This window comes from Soonwooa buanensis (genome assembly GCF_900167905.1).
In the GTDB taxonomy this organism is placed as follows: Bacteria; Bacteroidota; Bacteroidia; order Flavobacteriales; family Weeksellaceae; genus Soonwooa; species Soonwooa buanensis.
On record NZ_FUYZ01000001.1, the window covers coordinates 443,084 to 468,165 of the forward strand.

The 25,082-nt window shown below is 34.5% G+C and carries 23 protein-coding genes; 2 read left to right on the forward strand and 21 right to left on the reverse strand.

From position 1 onward, the window contains the following. Positions 1-119 precede the first annotated feature (119 nt). From B5X62_RS15740 to B5X62_RS02280, 19 genes are all read right to left on the reverse strand, one after another. Positions 120-308 carry an IS3 family transposase gene (locus tag B5X62_RS15740; RefSeq protein ID WP_079665742.1) on the reverse strand — a complete coding sequence of 63 codons (189 nt, stop codon included), beginning with the start codon at positions 306-308 and terminating at the stop codon, positions 120-122. A gap of 61 nt (positions 309-369) precedes the next feature. Then, positions 370-978: an IS3 family transposase gene (locus B5X62_RS02205; protein WP_144038274.1), complete on the reverse strand. Its 609-nt coding sequence runs from the start codon at positions 976-978 to the stop codon at positions 370-372. A 12-nt stretch (positions 979-990) separates the two neighbouring features. Further along, a complete protein-coding gene (locus tag B5X62_RS02210) occupies positions 991-1,290 on the reverse strand; it encodes a transposase (RefSeq protein ID WP_079665744.1) in 300 nt (99 codons plus the stop codon). A gap of 150 nt (positions 1,291-1,440) precedes the next feature. Further along, on the reverse strand, positions 1,441-1,686 hold the full coding sequence (locus tag B5X62_RS02215; protein WP_079665745.1) for a hypothetical protein: 246 nt from the start codon (positions 1,684-1,686) through the stop codon (positions 1,441-1,443). 16 nt (positions 1,687-1,702) lie between these two features. After that, positions 1,703-2,323 (reverse strand): SOS response-associated peptidase, encoded by a 621-nt coding sequence (locus B5X62_RS02220; RefSeq protein WP_079665746.1) that lies wholly within the window; start codon positions 2,321-2,323, stop codon positions 1,703-1,705. A gap of 222 nt (positions 2,324-2,545) precedes the next feature. After that, positions 2,546-3,307 (reverse strand): restriction endonuclease, encoded by a 762-nt coding sequence (locus B5X62_RS02225; RefSeq protein ID WP_079665747.1) that lies wholly within the window; start codon positions 3,305-3,307, stop codon positions 2,546-2,548. A gap of 48 nt (positions 3,308-3,355) precedes the next feature. Continuing rightward, the gene (locus B5X62_RS02230; RefSeq protein ID WP_079665748.1) at positions 3,356-6,496 is read right to left on the reverse strand and encodes a type I restriction endonuclease subunit R; all 3,141 of its coding nucleotides are present in this window, start codon (positions 6,494-6,496) and stop codon (positions 3,356-3,358) included. A gap of 53 nt (positions 6,497-6,549) precedes the next feature. Continuing rightward, on the reverse strand, positions 6,550-7,995 hold the full coding sequence (locus B5X62_RS02235) for an ATP-binding protein (RefSeq protein WP_079665749.1): 1,446 nt from the start codon (positions 7,993-7,995) through the stop codon (positions 6,550-6,552). A gap of 193 nt (positions 7,996-8,188) precedes the next feature. Continuing rightward, positions 8,189-10,165 carry an ATP-binding protein gene (locus B5X62_RS02240; RefSeq protein WP_079665750.1) on the reverse strand — a complete coding sequence of 659 codons (1,977 nt, stop codon included), beginning with the start codon at positions 10,163-10,165 and terminating at the stop codon, positions 8,189-8,191. Positions 10,166-10,172: 7 nt separating this feature from the next. After that, a complete protein-coding gene (locus B5X62_RS02245) occupies positions 10,173-11,351 on the reverse strand; it encodes an SIR2 family protein (protein ID WP_079665751.1) in 1,179 nt (392 codons plus the stop codon). Between the two features lie 33 nt (positions 11,352-11,384). Then, positions 11,385-12,599: a restriction endonuclease subunit S gene (locus B5X62_RS02250; protein WP_079665752.1), complete on the reverse strand. Its 1,215-nt coding sequence runs from the start codon at positions 12,597-12,599 to the stop codon at positions 11,385-11,387. Then, positions 12,589-14,148: a type I restriction-modification system subunit M gene (locus tag B5X62_RS02255; protein WP_079665753.1), complete on the reverse strand. Its 1,560-nt coding sequence runs from the start codon at positions 14,146-14,148 to the stop codon at positions 12,589-12,591. The genes B5X62_RS02250 and B5X62_RS02255 overlap by 11 nt, the downstream gene beginning before the upstream one ends. A gap of 339 nt (positions 14,149-14,487) precedes the next feature. Continuing rightward, positions 14,488-15,243, reverse strand: coding sequence for a virulence-associated E family protein (locus B5X62_RS15605; RefSeq protein WP_221405200.1), 756 nt, complete (start codon positions 15,241-15,243; stop codon positions 14,488-14,490). Then, positions 15,188-15,931 carry a virulence-associated E family protein gene (locus B5X62_RS15610; protein ID WP_221405201.1) on the reverse strand — a complete coding sequence of 248 codons (744 nt, stop codon included), beginning with the start codon at positions 15,929-15,931 and terminating at the stop codon, positions 15,188-15,190. The genes B5X62_RS15605 and B5X62_RS15610 overlap by 56 nt, the downstream gene beginning before the upstream one ends. A gap of 8 nt (positions 15,932-15,939) precedes the next feature. After that, the gene (locus B5X62_RS15615) at positions 15,940-16,422 is read right to left on the reverse strand and encodes a BT4734/BF3469 family protein (protein ID WP_221405202.1); all 483 of its coding nucleotides are present in this window, start codon (positions 16,420-16,422) and stop codon (positions 15,940-15,942) included. 94 nt (positions 16,423-16,516) lie between these two features. Next, positions 16,517-16,747, reverse strand: coding sequence for a helix-turn-helix domain-containing protein (locus tag B5X62_RS02265; RefSeq protein ID WP_317041884.1), 231 nt, complete (start codon positions 16,745-16,747; stop codon positions 16,517-16,519). 278 nt (positions 16,748-17,025) lie between these two features. Beyond that, positions 17,026-19,164, reverse strand: a complete 2,139-nt coding sequence (locus tag B5X62_RS02270) for a type IA DNA topoisomerase (RefSeq protein WP_079665755.1) — start codon at positions 19,162-19,164, stop codon at positions 17,026-17,028. A 76-nt stretch (positions 19,165-19,240) separates the two neighbouring features. Then, positions 19,241-20,707: a DUF3945 domain-containing protein gene (locus B5X62_RS02275; protein WP_079665756.1), complete on the reverse strand. Its 1,467-nt coding sequence runs from the start codon at positions 20,705-20,707 to the stop codon at positions 19,241-19,243. Between the two features lie 91 nt (positions 20,708-20,798). Then, positions 20,799-21,089, reverse strand: coding sequence for a helix-turn-helix domain-containing protein (locus B5X62_RS02280; RefSeq protein ID WP_079665757.1), 291 nt, complete (start codon positions 21,087-21,089; stop codon positions 20,799-20,801). A gap of 241 nt (positions 21,090-21,330) precedes the next feature. Here B5X62_RS02280 and B5X62_RS02285 point away from each other — a divergent pair, with 241 nt between their 5' ends. Next, a complete protein-coding gene (locus B5X62_RS02285; protein ID WP_079665758.1) occupies positions 21,331-22,206 on the forward strand; it encodes an AraC family transcriptional regulator in 876 nt (291 codons plus the stop codon). 66 nt (positions 22,207-22,272) lie between these two features. Then, on the forward strand, positions 22,273-23,439 hold the full coding sequence (locus B5X62_RS02290) for an iron-containing alcohol dehydrogenase (protein ID WP_079665759.1): 1,167 nt from the start codon (positions 22,273-22,275) through the stop codon (positions 23,437-23,439). A gap of 79 nt (positions 23,440-23,518) precedes the next feature. On the opposite strand, the gene B5X62_RS02295 is transcribed toward B5X62_RS02290, so the two are convergent. After that, complete coding sequence (locus tag B5X62_RS02295) at positions 23,519-24,130, reverse strand: alpha-ketoglutarate-dependent dioxygenase AlkB family protein (protein ID WP_079665760.1); 612 nt, start codon at positions 24,128-24,130, stop codon at positions 23,519-23,521. A gap of 146 nt (positions 24,131-24,276) precedes the next feature. After that, entirely contained in the window at positions 24,277-25,053 is a 777-nt protein-coding gene (locus B5X62_RS02300) for an XRE family transcriptional regulator (protein ID WP_079665761.1), read from the reverse strand. Positions 25,054-25,082: the final 29 nt, after the last annotated feature.

The following is a 25,082-nucleotide window of genomic DNA, read 5'->3' on the forward strand; positions in this document are numbered from 1 at the left end:
TATTTTTGAGACAAAATTTATATACTCTTTATGCTACATTTTTAGATTGATTAGACATTAAATTTTGATACTCTTTTATGGTTAAGTTTCCTAAAGCTGAAATCGAAGATTCGACGGAGTCAATGCCTTCTCTGAGTGTTGTAAAATGTTTCTATATATTCAAACACAGAGTTTTTGGCATCATCTCTAGTTTCATATTTATTTTGATAAACAAGTTCTGTTTTCAGAGTTTTGAAAAAGCTCTCCGCTACAGCATTATCATAGCAGTTCCCTTTTCCACTCATTCGGATAATGTTTTTTCCGACCATTGACGTAAATTCTGTGCACGCATACTGTATTCCCCTATCTGAAATCGGAGATTCGACGTAGTCAATGGCAAATTAAACTGTCATGATCCTGTAAAGGACGATGGAGTCGTGCCATTTTCAAGGCGGCAATACTGGTATCCTGAGCCTTCATCATCTCACTCAGCGACCAGCCGATAACCTTGCTGTCAAATAGATCAATGACTGTAGTAAGATACAACCAACCCTGACCTGTGCGGATATAGGTAATATCAGAAACCCATGCTTTATTTTTTTCTTTCACTTGAAAATTCTGATTTAACAAGTTGGCTACCACGGGATATTTGTGGGAAGAGTTTGTAGTTTTCTTGAATTTTCTTTTCACAATACTTCGTAGATTAAGCTCACGCATCAGCTTTGCTACAAAAGGACGAGAAGCATTCATTCCCTTTGATTCAAGTTCTCTGGCGATTCGAGGACTGCCATATCTGCCACGGCTCCAATGATAAATATGGAAGATCTCTGCAGATAAAACAGATCTTCTTTCTGATCGCCCACTCGGTTTTCTTTTCTTCCAATGATAGAAACTGCTCCTGCTAACCTTTAATACTTCACACATCTTCCCGACAGGAAACACAGTAGTGTGTTCTTTGATAAATTTATATCTTACCCGTCTCTCTTGGAAATTGAAGATTCGTGAATTCCTTTAAAAACAAAATAAAAATAATGAACAAAAGATGCCTACCGCCTTTTTTAAGATGTCACGTTCTAGCTTTGTTTCTTCAAGTTCTTTTCGAAGCCTCAAAAGCTCTTCCCTTACGGGATCGAAGGAAATTTGTTTTTCCTTGGTAAGCTTGCCTTCTTTGTGATGCTTTCTCCAATTGACTAGACTTTCTTTGCAGATCCCCAATTCTTGAGCTACTGAAGATATGTTGCCTCGCTGCTCACTTAAAGATACTGCTTGGATCTTAAACTCTAAACTGTAATTTTTTCTGATCTTTTTCATACTCTTAAAGATAAAGAGTATAAGAATTGTGTCCTAACAAAGGTAGCAACTCCAGTTGGCAGTTGCGGTAACGAAGTGGACGCAATCTCCGTAGCGGCTGCGTATGAGTATAATGTCTATTATGTTATTTGCTGGGGGAAGGCGTGGAATTTAGTTCACTACTCTATTATCGCAATATTGTCTAAATTTAGTTCCATCAATGTCGCCATAATCTAATTTGTTATCAAGAATATATTTAATAAAATCATCAATGCTTGCATAACTTACCTGTAATTCTTTATTGATTGAATAGTGTTGTTCATAGTGCCACCACATATGTTTATTCAATTTAATATCTTCTTCATCTGTGAATGGATTCTCAGATTCATTTTGAAAATATTTATAATCAATTTTCATATTCTATTCTAAAATTTTAAACCACTTTAGCAACTAATTTTGGATTATAATGAGGGAATGAAAAATCTTGTATTTTTCTATCATCTAACCATGCTTCTTGAATTGTTTTATCAAGTACCATTGGCATACGATGTTTGGTATTGTGAATTTCTGCCATTAACTCATTAGCTTCTGTTGTAACAATTGAAAATGAAGTAAGTTGTTCTCCTGTTTCTTTATCTGTCCAAACGTTATAAATACCTCCCAAAGCAAAAGGTTTATCATCATTATCTAATTGAATATAGAATTTTTCTTTCTCTTTACCTTTAGCATCAAGCCATTTCCATTCATAAAAACCATTAACCAATACAAGACAACGCTTATTAACAGATGCTTTAAAACTTGCTTTTTCGCCAATAGTTTCTATTCTTGCGTTAAGTGTCATTTTTTGACCATCACGATTTTTAGCCCATGGTGGGATAATACCCCAATTACCTAGAATAGCTTCATCGGGATTATCATCCAAAATTATAGGGATATTTGGATGAGCAAAGCCATTAACAAAGCTTGAACCTTCATAGTCGGGTCCATTATAACCAACGCCAAAAGCGTCTTTGATTTGCTTTTTAGCCAATTTAGCATCTACGTAATAGCACATAACTACCTATTTTATTGATTATTAATTAAAGGTAGGAATTTTAAAGAAATATAATGTAAAAAATGAGCCGATTAAGTAATTTAATCAGCTCATTTTCGATTTCTTATTTTATTCTCGCAATCGTCATAAATAATAGATCATATAAAAGATAAATACTATCGTCACTATGAAAACAAAAAAGCATTTTTTTATATCAAGTCTTTAATGCCTTATCCTAGGCTTTTAGAAATTTAAATATATACTGTTTTTATTGGTTAATTCTAGTTCTTTATCTATTTTCTTATTTGTAACAAAATTATCTTTCAACCAATTTTGAATATCGTGAGAATCTTTTAATTCTAAATTAAACTCTTTTCCTTCCAGCCACTTGCTATCCTCCGTAAAAAAAGTATTAGTCACCAACATACCTGCATTAAAATAGTCCACTAACTTCATTGCACCTAGGAAATCACGAACCTCACCTGTTGTTACTTTTTTATCGGTATTTATTTTGTATTTTATTTGTACGGCGATAATGATGTTAACGATGTCCTTTTTGTATGCGATTACGTCAATACCACCATCAGCTTGATTCGTTCTTCCTGATTTTTCTACACTATAACCCTTTTTTATAAGTAGAGTAATTATTAAATTTTCAAAGTTATCTGGGGTTATTCGATCTAAATTTTTAATATCCTCCCTAATCCATTCTAAAATGTCATAAGTAGGATCCGATAGGAAAATAGGATTCTCATCAAATTCCTTTTCGAATAATACTCTCATCGCTTCTTCGCTTAACATTACATTGGGATTATACTCAACGCTAATGTTATTACGAGATAATATTTCAATGATCCTAGGCATTGACATATTTAATTCTTTACCCGCTCTATTTAACCTTACTTTTCTAGGAACATTGGTTACTGTGTTTCGGGATGCAATTTTTTTCAAATGCTTTAAATGCTTTCTTTTTGCTTTTTCCTTTTTAATAAATTTCTTTCTCACTTGCGCCTTTGTATTATTATGAAGATCATTAAACCAAAGTATTAACCCTTACCTATTCTTCTTAAAATTTTCCGCTTGTTCTAGTACATTTTTATAGACTTCTTCCTGCGTAATTGGAGGGTATCCAAATTCATGAAGCTTCACAATAATATCCATTTTAAGTTGTGCTTTTATATCATCTCTGTCGCTCCAATCGGGATATTTGGCCGTATTTTCAACTATTATTTTTATTTCCCGAGCCAATTCTAACATTTTGTCCTTATCGAATTCAAAACCATATTGTTGACAGATCATATCCAAGATGTCGTAAAATGCTTTTTCTTCGTAATCGATTCCTAAATCCGCAAATGAATCCATTTCGACACGCAGCTTGATGATGAGATTCAGCATCTGTTCTGCAGTATCGAACTGAATGCCTTCGTAGTCTAAAATATCCCCTTCGCTTCGTTCGTTATATCGGTTTATAATGGACTGCAAACGCTCAGAAAAATCTTGACCTTTTACTTTATTAACCTTTTTGAAATCGTTAATGGTTTGTTTTAGTAATCGCTCTAAAATTTTAATCTTCGTATTGGGTAATTCCAAATTGGAAATTTTCTCAATGAATTTATCGTTGAATAAATCAATCGCATTGGCTTTGTTATCGTCCAGTTTAAAGATTTCTTCTACCCCTTCCGAAACAATCGCTTCTTCCATTAAACGAGCCACCTTCTCGTTCATTTGAGCTGTATCTGGTGCTTCTCCTTTTGTTAATTTAACGACAATGGATTTAATCGCGAAATAGAAATGAATTTCATCAACTTCTTTTGGTGTAAACAGTTCGGAACCACTCACTAAATTGTACGCCGACTTTAACTTTTTAGTCACATTTACAAATAGTTTTTCCGATTCTTCTGTTTTTAAAACCAATTCAGAAGCTCTGTTTAAGCAATTTAATCGTTCAATTGATAATTCTTCAAAATAATCTTTGGTATCGAACTTATTGAAAAACTGACGTAATAATTCTAATTGATCTCTTACCAAAATTTCTGCTTGCGCTGTATCTTCAAAATCATCATCCGCCGTTTGGTTATTGAACATTCCCAAGCCTTTATTCAGATTTTTCTTAATGCCGATGTAATCAACCACCAGACCTCTATCTTTCCCTTCGTATTTACGATTCACACGAGAAATGGTCTGAATCAAATTATGCGTTTGCAAGGGTTTATCAATGTAAATGGTATCTAAGAATGGAACATCAAAACCTGTTAACCACATATCTACTACAATAGCGATTTTGAAGTTGGATTTGATTTGTTTGAACTGACGATCCAATTCTTTACGGTCGTCTTTATTTCCTAATAAGTCCCATAACTCCTTTTCATCGTCTTTGTTGCGTGTCATAATCATTTTAATACGCTCGATGGGTTTAATGTCCTTCTGTTCTTTCTCCGATAAGCCTACAGGAAGCATGATTTCGTTCCATTCCGGACGTAGTGCTAAAATTTCTTGAAACAATTTGTAGGCAATCCCACGAGAAGCACATACAAACATTGCTTTGCCCGCAACGGTTGCTTTTTCTTCTAATCGATTTTCATAATGCTCGATAAAATCTTGTGCAATGGCTTTGATACGGTCTGTATCCCCTAACACCACTTCCATATTGGCAATGGCTTTTTGACTGGCTTCTACATGGTATTCTGAAGCACCTTCAGCTACTGCATTTTCATAATAGGATTCAATTTCTTGAACTTTTTTGTAATCTAAATTAACTTTAGCTGCACGACCTTCGTACACCAATCGCACGGTGATTTCATCATTTACCGACTCGAACATCGTGTATTGATCGACCACCTCACCAAACACTTCTAAAGTCTTGTCTATTGGTGTCCCTGTAAAACCAACATAAGTTGCATTGGGTAAGGAATCGTGTAAATATTTGGCAAAGCCATAGGATTTGGTGACCGTGTTTTTGTCGTGGTCTATCTTTACTTTCAAATCCAAATTCACTTGCGAACGGTGGGCTTCATCGGAAATGCAAATGATGTTGGTACGATTGGATAAAATCTCATCATCTTCTGCAAATTTTTGAACCGTCGTTAAATAAACACCACCACTTTCAATACCTCGCAAACGCTCTCTTAAATCGGCTCTGGAATTTATGTTTATAATGTTTTCATCACCAATGAATTTCTTAGCGTTGGTAAAATCTTTGGATAATTGATCGTCTAAATCGGTACGGTCTGAAATAATGATAATCGTAGGACTGGCAAAATCTGTTGAACGCATTAATAAGCGCGACAAATATAACATCGTGTAACTTTTTCCACAACCTGTTGCCCCAAAATAGGTTCCCCCTTTACCATCACCCTCGGGCTTACGGTGTTTTAAAATACTATCGTACAGTTTGTTGGCTGCATAATATTGTGGATAGCGTGTTAAAATTTTAAGTTCGTGTTTTGAATTATCAGGAAATAAAATAAAATGATGCAGTATATCCACCAAACGCTTTTGATTCAACATACCATGCACGATTGAGGTTGTGGTTTCGATCCCCGATAAGGCTTTCTTTTCCTCCCCTGTAATCTTGTTCCAACCGTAATAAAATTCATAGGAAGAAAAGAGTGTTCCCGCTTTGTTATTAACGCCATCCGAAATCACACAAAATGCATTGTATTTCATCAGTTCTGGAATATCTCTTCGGTAACGATTGGTTAATTGTTTGTAGGCATCGTGAATGGTAATTTCTTCCTCGATAGCCGTTTTGAACTCAAAAACCACAACTGGAATTCCGTTGATGTATAAAATCAAATCAGGAATGCGAAGTTCAGAACCTTGAATTTCTAATTGGTTTACAATTTTGAATGTGTTTGAATTAACATCCTCCTTATCAATGTATTGAATGTGTAGGTCTTTTTTCGCAGGATTGTTGCGTTTGAATATTAAGCCATCCGCCAATAATTTGCAGATGTATTTGTTGGAATCGTACAAGTTGGACGCAGACTGAAAAGCAATTTCGTTGATGATGCTCTCTAGCTCCATAGGTTCCAAATCGGGATAATGCTGAAGCAAGAAGCTTTGCAAATCTTCTTTGATTAATACGTCCTGATTGGAAGCACGATCCAACTGTTTTCCGTTGATATAGTGATAGCCTTCTGTTTTCAAAAGGCTGATGAAAGCTTGTTCTAGTTGAGATTCGGTGTATTTCATGCTAGTGTTTTTCAAGTATAGTTTTTTTGTTTCCAATTAATGGATCGTATCCATTATTTGGTTTTCTTTTCTAAGGTAATTTCTCCAATATTATAAGCGTAGACTGATGCTGGAACAAAAGTAAAACTGATCTCGCTCTCAAGCTTTGTATCTTGCTTGTCAATCGTGGTTACTAATGCCTTTTCAAATTGGTTGGCTTTACAAAATTTTATTAAACTCTTTAAATCTTGAGGCATTTCGAAAAAGCGATTACTCCATTTTATTTCTACACCCCAAACAGGTTTAAATTTTTTATCGTCTACTAAAACCAGATCTACTTCGCCTTCAGAACGTCCATCTTTCCATCTTGCATAGGTTAAATCCAAATTTTCACGGTGCATCCATTGGGAGAGAATGGCAGTTTCTACCATATTTCCCATTTCACTATCCATGCCTTTTACGGGTGAAAATAAAGCGGTACGAAGGGAGGGATTGGTTAAATACACTTTGAAGCTGGTTACTCTTTTTAGTCTTTTAGCATTGATGTCCACTTTGTTTAGCACTTTTATTAAAAAAGCAGCTTCTAGATATTCTAAGTATTTTTTCAGTGTTTCTTTTTGAATTCCAGAATCTTTGGACATGGTTTCGTAGGAAAATTCGTTTCCTGTATTATAGGCGATGTAAGTAAAAAAACGATTGAGTTCTTGCACATCTTTGATGCCGTATAAGCTTGGTAAATCTCTTAATAATACTTTATCTACAATGTCGTTTTTCACATACCTTCCCATATCCTTTTGGATTTTTTCGGATAATACTACTTCGGGGTAACCACCAAAATTGAGGTATTGGATAAACTCATCGTTCAACTCATCAATATTTACGGGTAAGCAATACGAAATCTGTTGATTACCATATTGTATGGTACTTTTCTGGATGAGATGATCTCTGTTTTTTAGATGGATGAATTCCTGAAAAGTAAGAGGAGGCAACATAAAATCTGTAAATCTTCCCGCACCACTTTCTGTACTATGCCACTTTAGAGCCGCAGCAGCAGAACCCGACACAATAAATTTGGTCTTGGGATAGGTATCTACCAATACTTTTAAGTGACGTTCCCAATCTTTGAGATACTGTATTTCGTCAAAAAATACAAAGCAGTTTTCTAAATTTTCCACCTTTACAGAATCTTTGCATAAATCTAAAATCTCCTGTAAGCTTAAATTAACATAGATGGGATTATCAATACCAATAAAGAAAATACGTTGTGGATTTATATTTTCATTAATTAACTCGTCTATGGTGTGAAACATCATAACGGTTTTACCCACACGTCTAGGCCCCATTAAAACTACCGCTCTGCGAATGTCTGTCTCGGTAACAAAGGGATAAAACAAATCAAAATACAGACGTTTGGACATTTCTTTATAGAGCGAAGGAATCTCTTTGGTTGCCCACCACGGATTTTCGTACTGCAGCCGTTCTATAATTTTCTCTGTCGGAATAAGTCTTGAGTTGCTCATTTTTTTTCTTATTTACACAAATATAGTGAAAATAAACAATTTTAAATGTGTTTATTTTTACACTATTGTCTGTGTAGTTTGTTTTACGACCTTCTTAATTATTTATTTTCACCAGTCACAATAAGGATTATTCTGTTGTGGTTTTTGTTTTTAAAAAAGCTTGTACTAATTGCGATTCGGTGTATTTCATGATTTAAAATGGTATATCGTCATCTTTAACAGTTCCAGATTCTTCGTATTCCTGAAAATTAATAACTTCAATATTTCCCCAAAAATCTGTTAATTTAATAGTTTGGCTATTAGGTTGAAACTCCTTTTTCAAAGGATTCATTTTAACGACAACGGGCAATTTGGCTGCTAAACCTGCAACAATGCAAGTTCCTGTAGGTAATATAGGTAAGGACTCAAAAGAAACTTTATCTAAATAGGAAACTGTTTTTTCAACTGCTTCAATATCTTTGTTATTGATCAGGCGATGTAAAAAATAATTATGTAATTGAGAAATTATTGTTGCTGAAATATCTGAAGGTCTCTGGCTTGCTAATGTTAAAAAAGTCCCAAATTTTCTACCTTCTTTTATTATTTCTTCAAAAGTTTCTAAACGATAATCTTTCCACGTTTCACTTTCTCTTACTGAATTTGTAGAAAGAATATTATGTGCTTCATCAATGATTATATTTAAATATTCTTCTTTTCTATTGTTTTTCTTTTTCTCTCTATAGACCTGATGACATATTAATAAAGGAATTAATTTTCGCATTTGAACATTAACATTTTTTAATGAGATTATAGATAATGTTCTATCAAATAAAGGCTCAGGATCGATCTTAACTAATTTATTTAAATCTTTTAATCTATTATCTAAACGCCCTATAATATGACCAATATGCTCTTTATGATAATAACCTTTCTGTATTACATAATAGTAATGAAAATTAAAAATCAATTTAATTTTTGATAATTCATTAGCTTCGAATTCTTTGAATTTTATTTTTAAATATTCATCAACTTTATTGCTAATAACATTTTCATAAAAACCATCATCTTTATTACTGTTGTAAGTTTGACCATCTATTATGCAATAATATCTTCTATCTTCTTTTGCTGCAAAAAAATTAAGATTCTCTGAGTAATATGATTTTAATGTGTCTATTCCGGTTATAATCAAATCCAAACCAAATTTTTGTAACTCATCTAAAAATGTCTCTACTAAATTTTTTTCTTGATTAGGAGTTATACTTGTGGTAATTAACTTTAGTGTGGATTTAATGGAATCCTTTAATCCTTCTTCTGATTTTAATTTATCTTTCAAATAAAAACTTGATAAAGCACTTTGAATAAAAGGCATTTGGGTTTTCTCAGTAGCTTGAAGTAAAATACTCCAAAATGTATGATCATTAATTGTTTCACTTGAAATTGGCAATTTATTTAAAGTGTCTTCAGAATCAGTTGATAAATTAAATCTTGCTTTATTAATATTAAAAATTGTAATATCTTCTTCATCAGAATTAATATCTTCATTTATATACTCACCATTAAAATCAATCAATAAAAATTTAGCATTTTTTTTAAATTCTGAGTTGTTTTGATATTTTTTAAAAAGTGAATGATATAAACTTGCCAACGAATACGATTTTCCACTTCCTGTATTTCCAAAAATTCCAATATGACTAGCAAATAAACTATTAACTCCTAGTGAAATCTCTTTAGATTTTTCAGATGCCAAAGTTCCAATAGTAATTGGTGTGTCACCGTTTTTAATGAATGCATGAACTTGATCATATTCTTTTTTAGTTAAAATATAGCAAACATTATCAATTAATGGTAACTCCTTTACACCTTGTTCAAAGCTATTATTTTCTAAATAACCTATAATTTTAACTTGTAATACTCGTTGAATCTTTTCTTTTTCCTGATTGTAATTATTTTCTATTTCAAATAATTTATCTTCTTTAATTGTCTCAGATTCTATTATTCCTATAATTCGTTCGAATCCCTTATTAATTTTGATATAACTACCAACAGAAACATTTCTTATTAATTCTCCATCAAATAATAACTGAGGAACATTTTTAGTTTTATCAACAAGAATTTCAACTGATCTACCTCTAACACTAAATACGATACCAACCCTTAAAACATCTATATAACATACTGAATTATCTTCCATATTTTTTTTATTTAGGTAATAGTTTAAGTACTTCTTGTAGTTGTTGAGTAAAATCTTTTAATGTATAATAGTTATTTGGTGATGTTAAAACTTTGATATTATTAAAACCAACGAATTTATCTCTAAAGCCATCGACAGCATTTTTAGATGATAATATGTAAATTAAAAGGGATGGATTTTCTTTAGCTACACGTTGAGTTATTTTATGAATATGTTCATCTGCAAACGAAAAACCTAATACAAATAATAATGAGTTTGCACGCTCCAAATGATTTGAATAAATACGAAGCATTTCATAATAATGAACATTAGTTGTTGTATCTCTGAACTTCTGCTTAGTAGGATTAATCATTACAATTTTATTATACAAATCTTGAAAACCTTGACAGAAAGAATTATCTACTTTGAATTTTTTTAATGCTTCTATATCTGGTTTTTCACAAGCATCATCTATCGATTTATAATCAATAAATTTTGATTCATTATTTTGACAATATTTATAGATTTCTTTTAAGTTCTCCAATTTATAATCTGCACTAATGCAATATTCAGATTCAGAAATTACTTTATCTTTATTCCAATTAATTGCGCCATGAATTTTAAATAAATTAATATGTGGTTGTTCTGATTTAAATTCATAATGTGAACTAATTTTGTATGGAACATTATGAAAGTTATGTGTATTAAACAGGACTTCTTTTTTTCCACTAAAACCATCATTGTAACTTAAGTTTAATTCTTCTAAACTATAGTCTAAAAACATGTCAACATTAGTGGTAAATATATTTATTTGTTTACTTAGTAATTGGATATCACGCAAAGAAATAATCTCCATAATAGTTCTTATAAAAGAAAGATAATCATCTTTTACAGAAATAAAGTTATCTGCAACACCTTTATTAGCAGATTGACAATATTGTTTATAATCACTAATTTTTTCTTCAAAAAAAAATAAATTACCAAAAATACATTTTTCTAAGTATTGTTTATAAATAGAACATTTTAATGTATTTGCTAATGCTGGTGAATCTTGTAAATTATTGTCTATAAAAGCTATATTTTTCTCAATATTTCCAAGTGTAGATAAGAATGGCATAGATGTGCCAGAACCTATGAGAAAATTTATGTGGCAATTTTCAATAACTTTTTTAAAATGTTCTGTGATTTTATTTTGCTCATAATCCATAGCGTTTCCTTTAGTTAATAGTAGTTTAGTTTTTTACCCCTCCAACGTTGCCAAACGGGACAACATCAAACTTTGGAGTTGTGTGAGTTTTTTAAGCTTTATTGAATTAGATTGTAATAATTCATAAATATTAGAAATTAAAAATGAAAATGAATTCACACAATTTTCATTTAATATTATCTGGTAATCTTTTAAAATTTCTGTTTTTAAATTTTTGAAAACACTACCATTCCCTTCAGATAAAATACCTTGTTTATTAAATTTTAAATATTCAATTAAAAAGTATTTATCAATTTTTTTGTAATCATTAAAAATTAACCATCCGTCATGAACACAAGCCTTAATATTCATTATTTTAGGTAAACCAGGACTTGCAGAATTTGATAGTATTAAATCTCCTATTTCAACTACTCTTGATTTTCTCACACCATACTTATCAATAAATAGTTTTGTATCCAAAAGAAAATCAGTTTTTTGAGCAGTAGCATCAGATATTTTAACCCAAGGCATATCATCATCATTATTAGTAATGAAATTTTCGATTGGTCTCGGTGAAGCACCTCGGTTTATCTTTACATAATCTTCCAACTTTCCAACCTCCCAACCCTCAGGGATTTCTTTTTCCAATTCTTCGTTAAAGACCATAGCACCGCCTGAAAATTTATAAGGTTGTCCTTCATCGTTTGGGAATTCAAAATCGACAAACCATTGTTTGTACAAGGCTTGTGCAGTGGCTTCTAATTTCTCGCAAATGGCTTCGTTTACTTTTATTTTGTTGGCTACCGCTCCGTATTGGGCTACCATTTCACGTTGCTTTTCGATGGATGGAATGGGTAATTCTACTTCGCACATATCTGTCCAATCAAAAGATTCTCTTGTACTTCCGTGAGAATGATAACGTGCATAACGATCAAACTCTGGACGAGAAAACCACATCATCAAATATTCAGGCAATAAAACAGAAGTATCAATCACTTCAAATACAATATAAATCTGAGAAACCAAAGCTTTCTCAAATTCATCCAATAAAGCGATTGAGATTTTATCTCCGTTTCTTGAAGTAATAGTTCCATAAGCAAATTGTCCACGTTCTATAATTTTGTACGCTGACATATCTGTTCCAACCGTATTGGCTATAGATGGAATTAATTTTTTGGTGATACTTACACCCAATAAAGTTTCAACTTCTAAATCTCTGTTACGATTATTTACTTGTTGAATGTATTCGCCCAACTTTTTATAACTCATAACCCAAGGCTTTAAATACGTTTGCTACTTGGTCTTTCAATTCGGCTTCTTCGGCAAACAATTCTTTCAAATCGCTCTGTAAAGCTTGCATTTGCGTATCGTAATCCAAGGATTCATCACGGTTGACGAATTCGATGTACTTACTTGGAACCAAAGAATAATCTTTTTTACGAATTTCTTCTATACTAGCTGAATAGCAATATTCCGCTTCGTTAGCATAAGTCGTTTCCCATTCTTTCTGTTGCCAGTTGTGGTATGTTTCAGCAATTTGTTCAATATCATTTTCAGAAAACTGAATGAATTTCTTTTCAAAAGGTTCCCCTTTTTGGCGCAGATCCATAAATAATACTTCACCTTTTCGATTACGGTAATTTTTGATTCCATCGTTTACTTCAAAAACTCTTTCCGTTTTATTTCTATTCAAAATCCAAAGTGTCACTGAAATGTCCGTTGAATAAAACATTGCACGAGGTAAAATCACAATCGCTTCTACCATATCGTTTTCAATGATTTGTTTACGTATTTTGTATTCTTCTCCACCACCCGAAAGCGCACCATTTGCCAAGATAAATCCAGCGACTCCGTTTTGAGATAGTTTGGAAATCATATTCAATATCCACGCATAGTTGGCATTCGATTTTGGAGGTACTTCGTAGCCTGCCCAACGCGGATCGTCGGTTAATTCGTTTTCGGCACGCCAATCTTTTAAGTTAAACGGTGGATTCGCCATGATGTAATCGGATTTCAATTCCTTGTGCTGATCGTCTGCAAACGTATCAGCCGCTTTGTTTCCTAAATTGGCAGAAATCCCACGAATCGCCAAGTTCATCTTCGCCAGTTTAAACGTGGTATTGGTTAACTCTTGTCCGTAAATAGAGATGTCTTTTTTGTTCCCTTGATGCTTTTCAATAAACTTCAACGATTGCACAAACATACCGCCCGAACCACAAGACGGGTCATAGATTTTCCCTTTGTAAGGTTCTATCATTTCGGCAATTAAGTTTACAATCGACTTCGGCGTATAGAATTCTCCTTTTCCCTTTCCTTCGGCAATGGCAAACTTGCTCAAAAAGTATTCGTACACACGCCCCACAATATCCTGCGCTTCGTCTTTTAGCGTATCAATATTGTTGATGGTATCCAATAAAGCCGAGAATTTGGATTGATCCAATCCCAAACGTGAGAAATAATTATCAGGCAAAGCCCCTTCTAATGATTTGTTGGTTCGTTCAATGGTTTTAAGAGCGGTATCTACTTTTAGGGTAATGTCTTCTTGTTTGGCATTCTCCATAATGAACGTCCAACGTGATTCTTCTGGAAGATAGAATACGTTTTCTGCTTGGTAGAATTCAGGAATTTCTAGAAAAGCTTCTTTACCTTCAGCGATCAATTCTTCTCTACGCTTGATGAATTTATCCGAAGCGAACTTTAAGAAAATTAAACTTAGTACGACGTGTTTGTATTCAGAAGGTTCGATAGAACCACGTAATTTATTAGCTGCATCCCACAGGATTTCTTCGGTTGATTTGGTTTGTAGTTTTTTTGCCATACCTATGTAATAGTCCTAAAAAAGTATTTTGTTTTTATAAAAAAATTAATTCATAAAGATACAAAATGCAATTAAAAGTAAAATAAGGTAAACCGTAAAAAGTAAGTAAAGTAAGTAAGGTTTGGGAAAAAACTTTTTTATAAAAGTACATTATAAAAAAAACTATTTCAAACGAGGTATTAAACGCAAAAGAATGAAGGCTACTTAGTGGTTTGCTTTGTTCTACTCTATTTCAGCATTTTTTTTCTTAAGAAAAAAATAAAAAAATGTTTTGCCTTTTTAAGCTTATTTTACTTACTTTCTAAAACCAAAGAAAAAGAGTGCATTTTGCACTCTTTTTTATTTGGGGAAACGGAACAGAATTTCTTCTTGGGTTTCTTTAGGTTTTGGAGGTTCACCATTTTGTTTATTATTCTTATCCACTTCCTCATGTTCCAACAAATTAACTGCATAAACATAGGAGTTGTTTTTCATAATTCTCGTGAAATTGTATTTCCGCAATGCTTTACCCAATTTTAGAACGGAAGCATCTGTAATATTTACATTAGCACGACTTGCTAATATTTGAAGTATCTGCGTTGTATTCAAAAAGTATTTTGCAGTAGTTTTAATAGCCGGTTCAAACCATGTTAGTAGTAATTCTTCTTCTGGACTTTTTAGTTGGTATTGTTCGTTATTGGCATTTATTTCTTTGATTTCTTCTTGGTTGAACCAATGGCGGAAGCCATTGGAAAACAACGAAAATGCTTGTGCATAAACTTTGTTGATGTAGATTTCGTGAGCATATTCGATATGTTCCACTTCGAAGCAAAGAAAACGACGTGAGCCTGTTGTATCGTTTAGAAACTGGGAAGTGTTTACACTTCCTGCAAAACTAGCTCTGCGCGGCATATTTTCATTGTTATGACCATAAGCTTTACGCATTCTTATATGGGTTTTGGTGATGATTTCTTTTAAACTGCCAATTTCTGAACGATTGAGGTTTTCTAATTCGTCTAAATTAATCAACATACATTCTGCTAAATGGATTAAAGTATCTTTATTGCTCGGATTTATGGTTCCTGAAAAGATGTATTCTTTGAGTTGTTTCGGCATTAGTTTTTCGATCCAGGTGGTTTCCTAAACCTTGTTTTCCCGAAAAGACAATAACCGTCTGATTGACTTGTTTTTCATCTAGTACACAAGCTACCATCGCTACAAACCATTTTTTAAAACAGATTCTCCAAAGCTCTTGTTTTGTAGTTGTTATTGTATCGGCTAATTGCTCTATATATTCTGTTTCTTCTTCAAATTTTGGGAGGTTTTGAAAGTACACGTCGAACGGATCAAACATTTCGCAATAGTCGGAATGAAGCAAATTTCTAAGTGAATTGATACTGCATTTCACTTTAGCTTTTAGGATTTCACGAAGGATTGAGTTTTCGGCAAAATCAGTCATCGGTTTATATTTTACGGCTTTAATTGTTTTAAACTCTAACTTTCCTAATACCCTGTTGTAACGAAAGTTATAACGATTATTCAAAAACATTTCTAGCTTGTCTATGAAACTGGGTTTGTCTTCATTATTTTCGAATTCGGGATCGGTATTTAGATTGGTTTTCTTACGGTCATTTGTTGCAGAATTGTTTTTTGGTTTGTATTCGTCTGAGCCAAAATCCGAAGTATTGGAATAAGCACTTTGAACAGCTTTAGTGACTTCAATATCATTAAAATTATAATCGGCTAAAATGTAACCTAGTGCCATTGCTTCGGGAACGCCTTTCCTATTGAGGTTGTTTGCCAATTGGTAAATCAAAGTCTAGTAATATCTTTTCCTGACTTATCGATTTCTACCTCCAATAATTCTTCAAAATATCGTTGCAATTTTAAAAAGGTTTCTTTGTGGTTTTCTTTTGTTGAATCGGTTTTTACAAATAGTTTTAAACCATTTCCAGAAGGACTTATGAAAGCTGCATAAACATATTGGTATTGAATGGCTTTCGCCTTTGAATCGGCTAATTTTTGTTTTTCTAGTTTATCAATATCTAATACCACTAAACTGTTGTACTCTTGCAGGAATTCCATTTTTCTACCACCTTTAAATGTTGCACTTGGCGTAAATGCAGGAAGTGATTTTTTGATTCGTTCAGCAGCTTCTTTTTTATCATCTGCTATTGATTTTCTAAGATAAACGATTAGGTTTCTATAGGTTCCGTTTTGGATATTTTCTAATATTTTAGAAATGGGTTGCGTGTCTGTAACTTCGTTGAAGTTTTGAAATATTGAAGTTTTCATTTTGTGAGATGTTTGAGATTAGACGTTTGATTTTAGATAAAAACCCTCTGGAAAATAGAGGGTTTTAGGTTTTCAGCATTCGAAACAAAAGCATTCACTTTTTCGCAAAAGATTTGTTGTAGTATTCCTGCATAGTACGTTCGATGTCCGAAAGTTTGTAGTAGATTTTGTTACCGACTTGGGAAAATGAAATTTTGCCTTCATCACGCCACGTTTGAGCCGTTCTTGGAGAAATTTTAAGCATTTCCATAAACTGTTTGTTGTCTAAATAGGTTTCTTGTACCGCGCCTCGTTTAGTGTTTACTTTGCTTGCGATACAAAATATGCCAAATAAATCACTTGATGATCAATTGATATTTAGATGACAGAATCTGAAGCCCGTATCAGGAGCAGCGCCTTTACATCCAGAGTTATTTGAACTTTTAGGAAATAAAAGAATATAACTTCAGATAATAGCGGAAAAGATAATAAAATAATGGAAGTACTAAAAACTGCTGAAAAATAAATATTAGTCATTGCTTAAAATCTGTTCTGTAAATATAAATTAAACCCACTATGCATTCTGGAAGTGGGTTTGCTTATTTAATATGGCATTTATTGATCTTAAGGAAATTGAAATGCTGTAGTATAATCATCTTTTAAAATGATGAAAGCTTCAAACTTTTTACCGTTTTTACTTTGAATATTTTTGATAAGTGGTGTTTTTCCTTTTATTAATAGGGAAGTGATATGATCAATGCTGAGCTGTACGCCGCATATTATTCGGAATAAGATCCATTGGCATTGTTCATCGGGGCATTTGACAATTTTGTCTTTAATGATGAGATTATGTTGCTGGCATTTGGGACATTTGAGTTCTGGAATGTTTTCTTGTGGAATGTTGAGTAATAAGAGTTCTTGGGTGATTTCTGCTGTGTAGTTTTTGATGCCAGTGATGAACAGTTTTGAATCGAGTTCTTTTGTTTCAATTCGGTGGAGTGTCATCTCCCACTCTGCCGTCATCTGGACATTGGCAATCTTTTGGTCTTTGATGAGATCATAGACCTTTTCGCCTTTTTCCGTTGGGATCAGTGATTTGCTTTTTCTGATGATGTAGTTTCTTGCGATCAAGGTTTCAATAATGGAGGCTCTGGTAGCAGGTGTACCAATACCGATGTTGGCTAAAGCTTTTTGCTGTTCTTGATCGTCGATCTGTCTGCCTGCATTTTCCATAGCTGATAAAAGGTCGGCTTCGGTGTAGAGTTTTGGAGGGCTGGTCAGTTTTTCTGGGAGGTTGGCTGATGAGATTTTAAGCTCATTGCCTTTTTTGAATTCTGGGAGTTCAATGATATTGGATTCTTGCGAACTGTTATTGTAGCTTTTGCTAGTACTGCTTTTGTCATTGCTGTTGCTATCTTGGTTTGTACTGGCTTCATCAGACAATAGACCTTTGATGGCTCGCCATCCTTTGTGGAGTATCTTGGAACCTTTGATACTGAATTCATAATGATGGACTTTGATGGTGATGTGTGTAAGTTGTTTAGAGCAGTGTTCTGAAAGAGATTCAAGCAGGCGGTAAACGATCATGTCGTAAATCGCTTTTTCACTGGCGGTTAAAGCGGATGGTATTTTGGTAGTGGGCAATAATCCGTGATGGTCTGTGACCTTCAGATCATTGACAATGCGTTTATTGAAATTGCCGAACTTGAGTGTTAATATCGCTGGTTTGAAAGAATTGGTTTGATTGAGTATTCTTATGAGTTCGGGGATTTCTGGCCAAAGGTCTTCAGGAATATACTTGCTACCGGTTCGGGGATAGGTAATGAATTTCTTTTCATACAGGCTTTGTGCAGTTTGTAAAATTTCATCTGCTGATAAACCCAGCTTTCGGTTGGCTTCTTTCTGTAGTTCTGTTAAATCGAACAGTAATGGAGACTGTTCTTTAACATTGTTAATAGAGACCTTTTCTACACTGGCTCTACCCTCCCGCTCTATGGCTTTTAAAATCTGCTCTGCCTGTTTTTTGTCTTCCCATTGTTGGTTGGAAACGCTGGTGAAATTTAAATAATCCTTGCGATGCTGTAATTGGATCTGCCAGTATTTCTTTTGTTTAAAATTTTTGTTCTCCTGAAATCTTTTGCAGATCAAAGCTAATGTTAGGGTCTGTACTCTTCCCAGGCTATACACATCGTTGTCCGCTGCAAGACATAATGCTTGGGTAGCATTGATGCCCACCAGCCAGTCTGCTTCGCTTCTGGCTCTTGCAGCATCATAAAGTCCATCGAAATCTGAACTGGGTTTAAGATTGTTAAATCCATTCTGTATGGCTTTTTCTGTGAGTGAACTGATCCAGAGTCTTTCAAATGGTTTATTACATTGGAGGTAGTCATAGATATAGCGGAAGATCAGCTCGCCTTCTCTTCCTGCATCTGTCGCAGCGATAATACTTGTGCATTGACTGAAGATATTTTTAATGATCTTAAGCTGCTTTAAGGCAGAAAGGGCTGGCTCGTAGTTTTTTGATTTGGTTGGTTTCGTCTTTCTTGGAGTGAGAATGAAAGGATCGGGAAAGATAGGCAGAGAGGCTTTGTCAAAGCCTCTTATGCCATAATCTTCCGGCATTCCCAAGGATACCAAATGACCTAATGCCCAGGTCACGCAGTATCCGTTTCCTTCAAAGTAGCCGTCTTTTCTGTTGTTAGCATTGAGTATTTGGGCAATTTCTCTGGCAACACTCGGTTTTTCTGCAATGATGGCTTTCATAGATTATGGATTTTATGGTGGTTATGGTTGATTTATACTTGATAGACTGAAGATTCTGTATTGAATGGGTTTTCAATTACATTTTTCTTCCTCTTGATCTAGCAGGTTTTTTCTGCTGCTCCTGTTGTTGTTTGTTGGCAGCTTCCTGCTGTTTGGATTGAAGCGGTTCTTTGATGTTCTTTGTCGCTTCGTTTGTTTTACCATCCGTGTTCACCGCCGTTTGGGTTTTATGGGATTCTGAGGGCTGAGCTTTTTCCCTGAGCATATTAGGATTGGTAAATGAGAAGTCGGTCTTGGATGTTTCCTTGTTGAAAGTAATATAGCCTTTGTATTCTTTGCCTTTACTGTCAACAAGACCGCTGACATAGACCGTCTCTCCTGCCTTGAATTTTTCATACTGCTTTTCATCAAGTTCTTTGTCCCTGAAAACTCTTGGAGGCTCAGTATTTTTATTTTGGTTTTGATCATAGTTTTGGTTTTGCTGATCGCTATCTTTTTGAGACTGGCTTTGCTGATTCTTTTGACTGTTATCAAATATAAATTCGACATAGCGTTTATCTGCATTGAACTGCACGGTAGCATCGAAGAAAGTTCCTTTTGTAGAAGTCATCCCTTCCAAATAAAGAGGCTTGCCTTCCAATAGGGTTTGTTTTTGATGCTCATCTAATTTGATTCCTTTGATCTCGTCAGGGATCTTCATATACTCTGCCCTGTAAGCAACCAGTTCATTGGTCAGGCGGTCACGGCTGATAATCGAAGGAATGATTTCATCGGTCTTGGGATTGACCAGATCAACAACTCTTCCCATATTGCCGTTCTCCATCAGGTTCTTTTTGTCTTCTTCACTGAACTCGTGGCCTAAGAACTTAAGGTTGAGATTGGGTTCTCTGCGGATGCCGTGAAGCTTGATGCCGATATCACCTGTATCGCCTTCCTGTAAAGATAATCTGACATCCATCTTGCTGACGGCAGCGCCGAGATTGATGGTGATGGGAATTAAGGTATTGGTCTTGTAGCCTCTGAGCAGAGGATCCATAGCATTCATCTTTTCAAGCTTTTCCTGCGTAAGCCCGAATTTTTCCATGGTTTTCCAGTCGATCTGTTCGGGCTGGAAACGGTATTCCTGATGTTCTGTGTTGTTTTCCATTGTTTTCTGATTTTTTAATGGGTTGTTATTTTTAGGTAAAATTTCATACTCCTTGAGTTGTCCTTTTTCTTCAGGTGACGCCTGGTTGACATACTGCTGAAGGTCTTTGGCGGTATCGACAGCATCATACTGCGAAACTTTAAAGAAATTGAAATGCGTCGGGTTTTTAAGCTGACGGTAAAAGTTGGAAAAGAAATTGGAGAAGACGTCCCCGTGCTTATCGACCCTGATGAGCTGGTCATTGTCTTTCTTGTTTTCCGGAGGAACTCTTTGCAGGTTTCCTTCCTTATCAATTCCTTTCACCAGCTCGATCCTGTTATTATGGATATTCAAAACCAAAAGGGTATCTGCTGCCGGTTCGATTTCATTGGTATTATTGGGTTGGTTATCTCCCATCGCTGATAATTTTAACAGGACGAAGATAGACGGGCTTGTTTTTAACCAATAGAAATAAGAAAGGTGTCGGTTGATTTGGCCGTCTGTGTCTTTATGTCTTCTTTGAATTCAGGCTGTTCCTGATCAACTGGTGGACATCGGACAGCTTGTAGTAAAGTTTGCCGCTGATGGTATAATACGGAAGCTTTTTATCAGTACGGTAGCGCTGCAAAGACCTTGAACTGATTTTCAGGAGCTGCAATACATCTTGGTTGTCGAGCAGCTGCTCGCCGTCGATTTCTATAAATCTGGACTGTTTTGTTACGATGTGTTCCTTGAGGATGTCGAATCGTTCCATGATTCTTTCCATCCATGCCATAAATTCTGTTCTCTCGATATTCATAACCGTGATTTTAAATGTTAAAATGAAGTGAACAGCTGATCAGCTTTATTGGGGTAAAGTTGAAGATTGGAGTTGAGATAAAATCACTACTTTTTCGTAGTACCGAAAAAACTATGGTTTAATTTAAGCAAGCAATATCGAATTTAGTGATTATTAAAGATGCTATTAAGCCTGCTTGACAATTTGAAAATAACTAAATTTGCCACTTCTATCAGATTTGAGATAGCAGGAAATAGGAGCAATGAAGAAATTTGAAATAAAGAAAAACATAAAGAAGCAAGATGATAAAAATTTATCTTTTCGAGTTTTTGATTTGACGGAAGAAAATTTGAAAGATTATTTCAAGCCCCATAAAAAAGACCATTTTTTTATTATTGTGATTCAAAAAGGAACTTTACAACTCCATATTGAAGACAAAATCCATTATTTAAAGGCAGAGAAAATTTCTGTGGTTTTCCCTGAGCAGGTTCACTTTATTTCAGATTTAAGCTCAGATTTAAAAGGGAAAATTATTTTATTTGAGGAAATATTATTCTGTTCTGATATTCTGAAAAATGAATTGAGTGCTTACAATGTTAATCTTTCGACTCAGCTTAATTGTACAATTTTATCTTCCGAAGATTTCGAACAAAGCTTGAATGCCATCAAAATTATCAAAGGAATTTATGAATATCCAAGCTTGATTAAAAAAGAGCAAGCAAGATTTCAAATCAAGATTTTTCTATTAGGTTTGATAGAATCTATTCACGGCTTGCATCCTATTTTACATAAAGAAACGGTTGACAAACCCATTTATGTTCGGTTTAAAAAATTGTTAAATGAACATTATAAACAATACCGTACCGTTCAGTATTATGCCAAAGAATTAGCCATTACCACGAAAAAATTAAACTCAATTACTAAAAAACATTGTGGAGAAACAGCAATCCAGGCTATTCATAACCGAATTTTAATTGAAATCAAACGTCAACTGATGTTTTCTGACCTCTCACATAAGGAAATTGCTTTCGACTTAGGTTTCAATTCACCATCTGCACTCAATAAATTTGTAAAAGCAAAATTGAAAGAAACACCAACCGAACTTCAGCAGGAACTGGCACAAATGTATAACGCATAGTCTTGTTTGTATAACATCGTCGGATTTTTCTAATTTAATTTTGTCACATTAAAATTTAAATAAAAAATGAGCAAATTATTTATTGCAGGAGAAGTTTTCCACGGAGCGGGAACTCTTTCCGAATTGGCAAATATCAAAGGGACAAAAGCGGTAATCGTAACAGGCGGAAGCTCGATGAGAAAGAGCGGAACATTGGATAAAGCGGTTGCTTACCTTACTGAAGCGGGAATCGAAACTCAGATTTTCGAAGGTGTGGAAGAAGATCCGTCATCTGCAACTTGCATGAAAGGTGCTGAAATGATTCAAAATTTCCAACCGGACTGGATTATCGGTTTAGGAGGTTGTTCAGCGATTGATGCTGCAAAAATCATGTGGGTTTTCTATGAATATCCTGATGCGGATTTCGATGCAATGATCAAACCTTTCACTGTTCCGGTTTTAAGAAACAAAGCGAAATTTATCGCTATCCCTTCTACCAGCGGAACTGGAACTGAAACTACGGGTCTAGCGGTAATTACAGACAGAGAAAAAGGGGTAAAATATCCTATCGTTTCTTACGAATTAACTCCGGATATCGCAATTGTTGATGGTGAAATCTGTGCTTCAATGCCGGCTCACGTGACTTCAAACACCGGTCTTGATGCTTTGACACACTGTGTGGAAGCTTACGTTTCCAATATCGATAACAATATCGCTGATGCTCTTTCTAAAGGAGGTTTGGAGATTGTTTTTGATAATTTGAAAGAAGCGGTAGAAAATCCTAATAATATTGTGGCTCGTCAGAATATGCATGATGCTTCATTTATGGCAGGTTTGGCGTTCAACAATGCTTGGTTGGGAATTGTTCACTCTTTGTCTCATCAGGTTGGTGCTTTGTATGGAATTCCTCACGGAGCTTCTAATGCCATTTTCCTTCCGAATGTGATTCGTTATAATGCTCAAGCAACAAACCGTTTTCCTGATTTAGCAAGAGTAATCGGTAAAGAAACGGCTGAGGATTTAGCTCAGGCTATTGAGACCTTACGTTCTGAAGTTAACAATCAATCAGCGATCAAAGAATTTGGAATTTCAAGAGAAGATTGGGATAAAAACCTTGATTATATCGCCAACAATGCTTTGGTAGATCCTTGTACAGGTTTCAACCCAAGAGTTCCTTCTTTGGAAGAGTTGAAAGCTATTTACAATGCTTGTTATGAAGGTCTTGTGTATGCTGAGAAAGTTATTGCGGAGTAATGAATATGGAAATTATAACTTCAACTAAAAAAGGAAGCTATTGTTAGCTTCCTTTTTTAGTTGAAATATTCAGTATTAATTACCTGTTTAAAATTAACCGAAAGGTAAGATTGATCCTTTCCTTCATAGCTATTATGGATTTAGCAATCCGGTGTTCCCAGTTTTCCTGTAAATCACCTTTCATAATGAGTAATGAACCGTGAGGAAGCGGTAAGCTGTATTTGCTTTGATGGTGATCTTTCTTTCTGAAGTCAAAGTTTCGGGTCTGTCCAAGACTTATAGATGCAATCACAGGGCATTTGCCGTATCGGCTTTCTTTGTCTCTGTGCCAGGCAACGGAGTCATTATTATCACGATACAGGTTTAACAAAACACCATTGAACTTATACCCAAATTCTTTTTCTATCCTTTCTTTTAAAGCATAAAGCTCGGGAGTCCAAGGATTAGTACCTGAAACATTTCCATCTAAATCGTAAGAGCTATCATTCCCTCCATACCAGGCAGTAAGGCGGGGTGTTACAACTGTTTTGTCATACATCTTTTGGGTACGCTGTTCCCAAGGTGCTGTTTTCAGCAAAATATCTTTAAGTTCATCAGCTTCTTTGCTGCTCAGGAAATTTTCCCTGTATTCCAAAAGGTCTTTTGGAAATTCATAAAATTCTTCCGCATCAAATAAACTCAGCTGACCCATTGTAGTTTTCTGTTAAAATATTTATATTTGATTTGTCCTGTTTATACAGGATTTTTTTCATCATTTGTGTTTTTGCTTCCCTTCGGGGAAGTTTTTTTATGAAGTAGCTTTAAGAAGCTTTATTTCTAAACTTCATTCAAATGAACTCAATCCTTATCCCCCATTTTTTCTTTGATCTGTTTGATATCGGTCTTAATCTCTGTCATAAGGTTTTGAATATTACGTTCTGCAAATTCATCAGCTCCATATTCTATGGTATTGATACTACAGGCAAATTGCCAGATCTCTTTAATTTCAGATAATGGAATTTTATAGGGCTCATAAAATTGATTATCCGACTTAACCCATATGCTGTCTGCTTCATGAAACTGGAATCTTTTGTAACTGATTCCATCATTGGTGGTAATGAAAATATAAGTCCTGTCTGTTTTCAGGTCAGAAAGATTTTCTACATATTTTCCAACAATATAAGTTCCATTCTTATAGGGTGGCATAGAATCTCCTTCAGCTGGAAAAGCCCTGAACTTCCCTCCTTTTAAGAAGGGTAAGGATATGGTTTCAAGATTTTCTATATATTCCGGATCACCATAACCGTTTAAGTATCCCATAGAAGCCTTTTGTGGAATAATCTCAATCTGATCGTTTCCATCCTGATCAACCCTGATAGGCAGAACAATCCTGTTATCCGGAAGTTCCATAATCTCATCAATCGAATATTTGCTGACGTTAATGGTCAGAAGCAAATCGATACTGATATTGTAATATTTTGAAATCTTCACCAAGAGATCAAGCGGCGGTGCTGAGGCATCATCCTCATATTTACCGTATCTGCCTCTGGTGATTAAGAGATCATCAGCAACTTTCTGTTGTGAAAGATTAAGCTTACCTCTCAAATACCGCATGTTTTCTGATAAAATTGACATTGCTATAAATTATAGCAACAAATATACAA

Excerpts from the sequence above, each read along its gene's own strand:
- B5X62_RS15605 (WP_221405200.1), bottom strand. The coding sequence starts at position 15,243 with ATGCCGAAACAACTCAAAGAATACATCTTTTCAGGAACCATAAATCCG.
- B5X62_RS02255 (WP_079665753.1), bottom strand. The coding sequence starts at position 14,148 with ATGGCAAAAAAACTACAAACCAAATCAACCGAAGAAATCCTGTGGGAT.
- B5X62_RS15740 (WP_079665742.1), bottom strand. The coding sequence starts at position 308 with ATGGTCGGAAAAAACATTATCCGAATGAGTGGAAAAGGGAACTGCTAT.
- B5X62_RS02250 (WP_079665752.1), bottom strand. The coding sequence starts at position 12,599 with ATGAGTTATAAAAAGTTGGGCGAATACATTCAACAAGTAAATAATCGT.
- B5X62_RS02245 (WP_079665751.1), bottom strand. The coding sequence starts at position 11,351 with ATGGATTATGAGCAAAATAAAATCACAGAACATTTTAAAAAAGTTATT.
- B5X62_RS02280 (WP_079665757.1), bottom strand. The coding sequence starts at position 21,089 with ATGAATATCGAGAGAACAGAATTTATGGCATGGATGGAAAGAATCATG.
- B5X62_RS15615 (WP_221405202.1), bottom strand. The coding sequence starts at position 16,422 with ATGAAAACTTCAATATTTCAAAACTTCAACGAAGTTACAGACACGCAA.
- B5X62_RS02235 (WP_079665749.1), bottom strand. The coding sequence starts at position 7,995 with ATGAGCAACTCAAGACTTATTCCGACAGAGAAAATTATAGAACGGCTG.
- B5X62_RS02210 (WP_079665744.1), bottom strand. The coding sequence starts at position 1,290 with ATGAAAAAGATCAGAAAAAATTACAGTTTAGAGTTTAAGATCCAAGCA.
- B5X62_RS02230 (WP_079665748.1), bottom strand. The coding sequence starts at position 6,496 with ATGAAATACACCGAATCTCAACTAGAACAAGCTTTCATCAGCCTTTTG.
- B5X62_RS02215 (WP_079665745.1), bottom strand. The coding sequence starts at position 1,686 with ATGAAAATTGATTATAAATATTTTCAAAATGAATCTGAGAATCCATTC.
- B5X62_RS02300 (WP_079665761.1), bottom strand. The coding sequence starts at position 25,053 with ATGTCAATTTTATCAGAAAACATGCGGTATTTGAGAGGTAAGCTTAAT.
- B5X62_RS02295 (WP_079665760.1), bottom strand. The coding sequence starts at position 24,130 with ATGGGTCAGCTGAGTTTATTTGATGCGGAAGAATTTTATGAATTTCCA.
- B5X62_RS02275 (WP_079665756.1), bottom strand. The coding sequence starts at position 20,707 with ATGGGAGATAACCAACCCAATAATACCAATGAAATCGAACCGGCAGCA.
- B5X62_RS02270 (WP_079665755.1), bottom strand. The coding sequence starts at position 19,164 with ATGAAAGCCATCATTGCAGAAAAACCGAGTGTTGCCAGAGAAATTGCC.
- B5X62_RS02240 (WP_079665750.1), bottom strand. The coding sequence starts at position 10,165 with ATGGAAGATAATTCAGTATGTTATATAGATGTTTTAAGGGTTGGTATC.
- B5X62_RS02285 (WP_079665758.1), top strand. The coding sequence starts at position 21,331 with ATGAAGAAATTTGAAATAAAGAAAAACATAAAGAAGCAAGATGATAAA.
- B5X62_RS02290 (WP_079665759.1), top strand. The coding sequence starts at position 22,273 with ATGAGCAAATTATTTATTGCAGGAGAAGTTTTCCACGGAGCGGGAACT.
- B5X62_RS02220 (WP_079665746.1), bottom strand. The coding sequence starts at position 2,323 with ATGTGCTATTACGTAGATGCTAAATTGGCTAAAAAGCAAATCAAAGAC.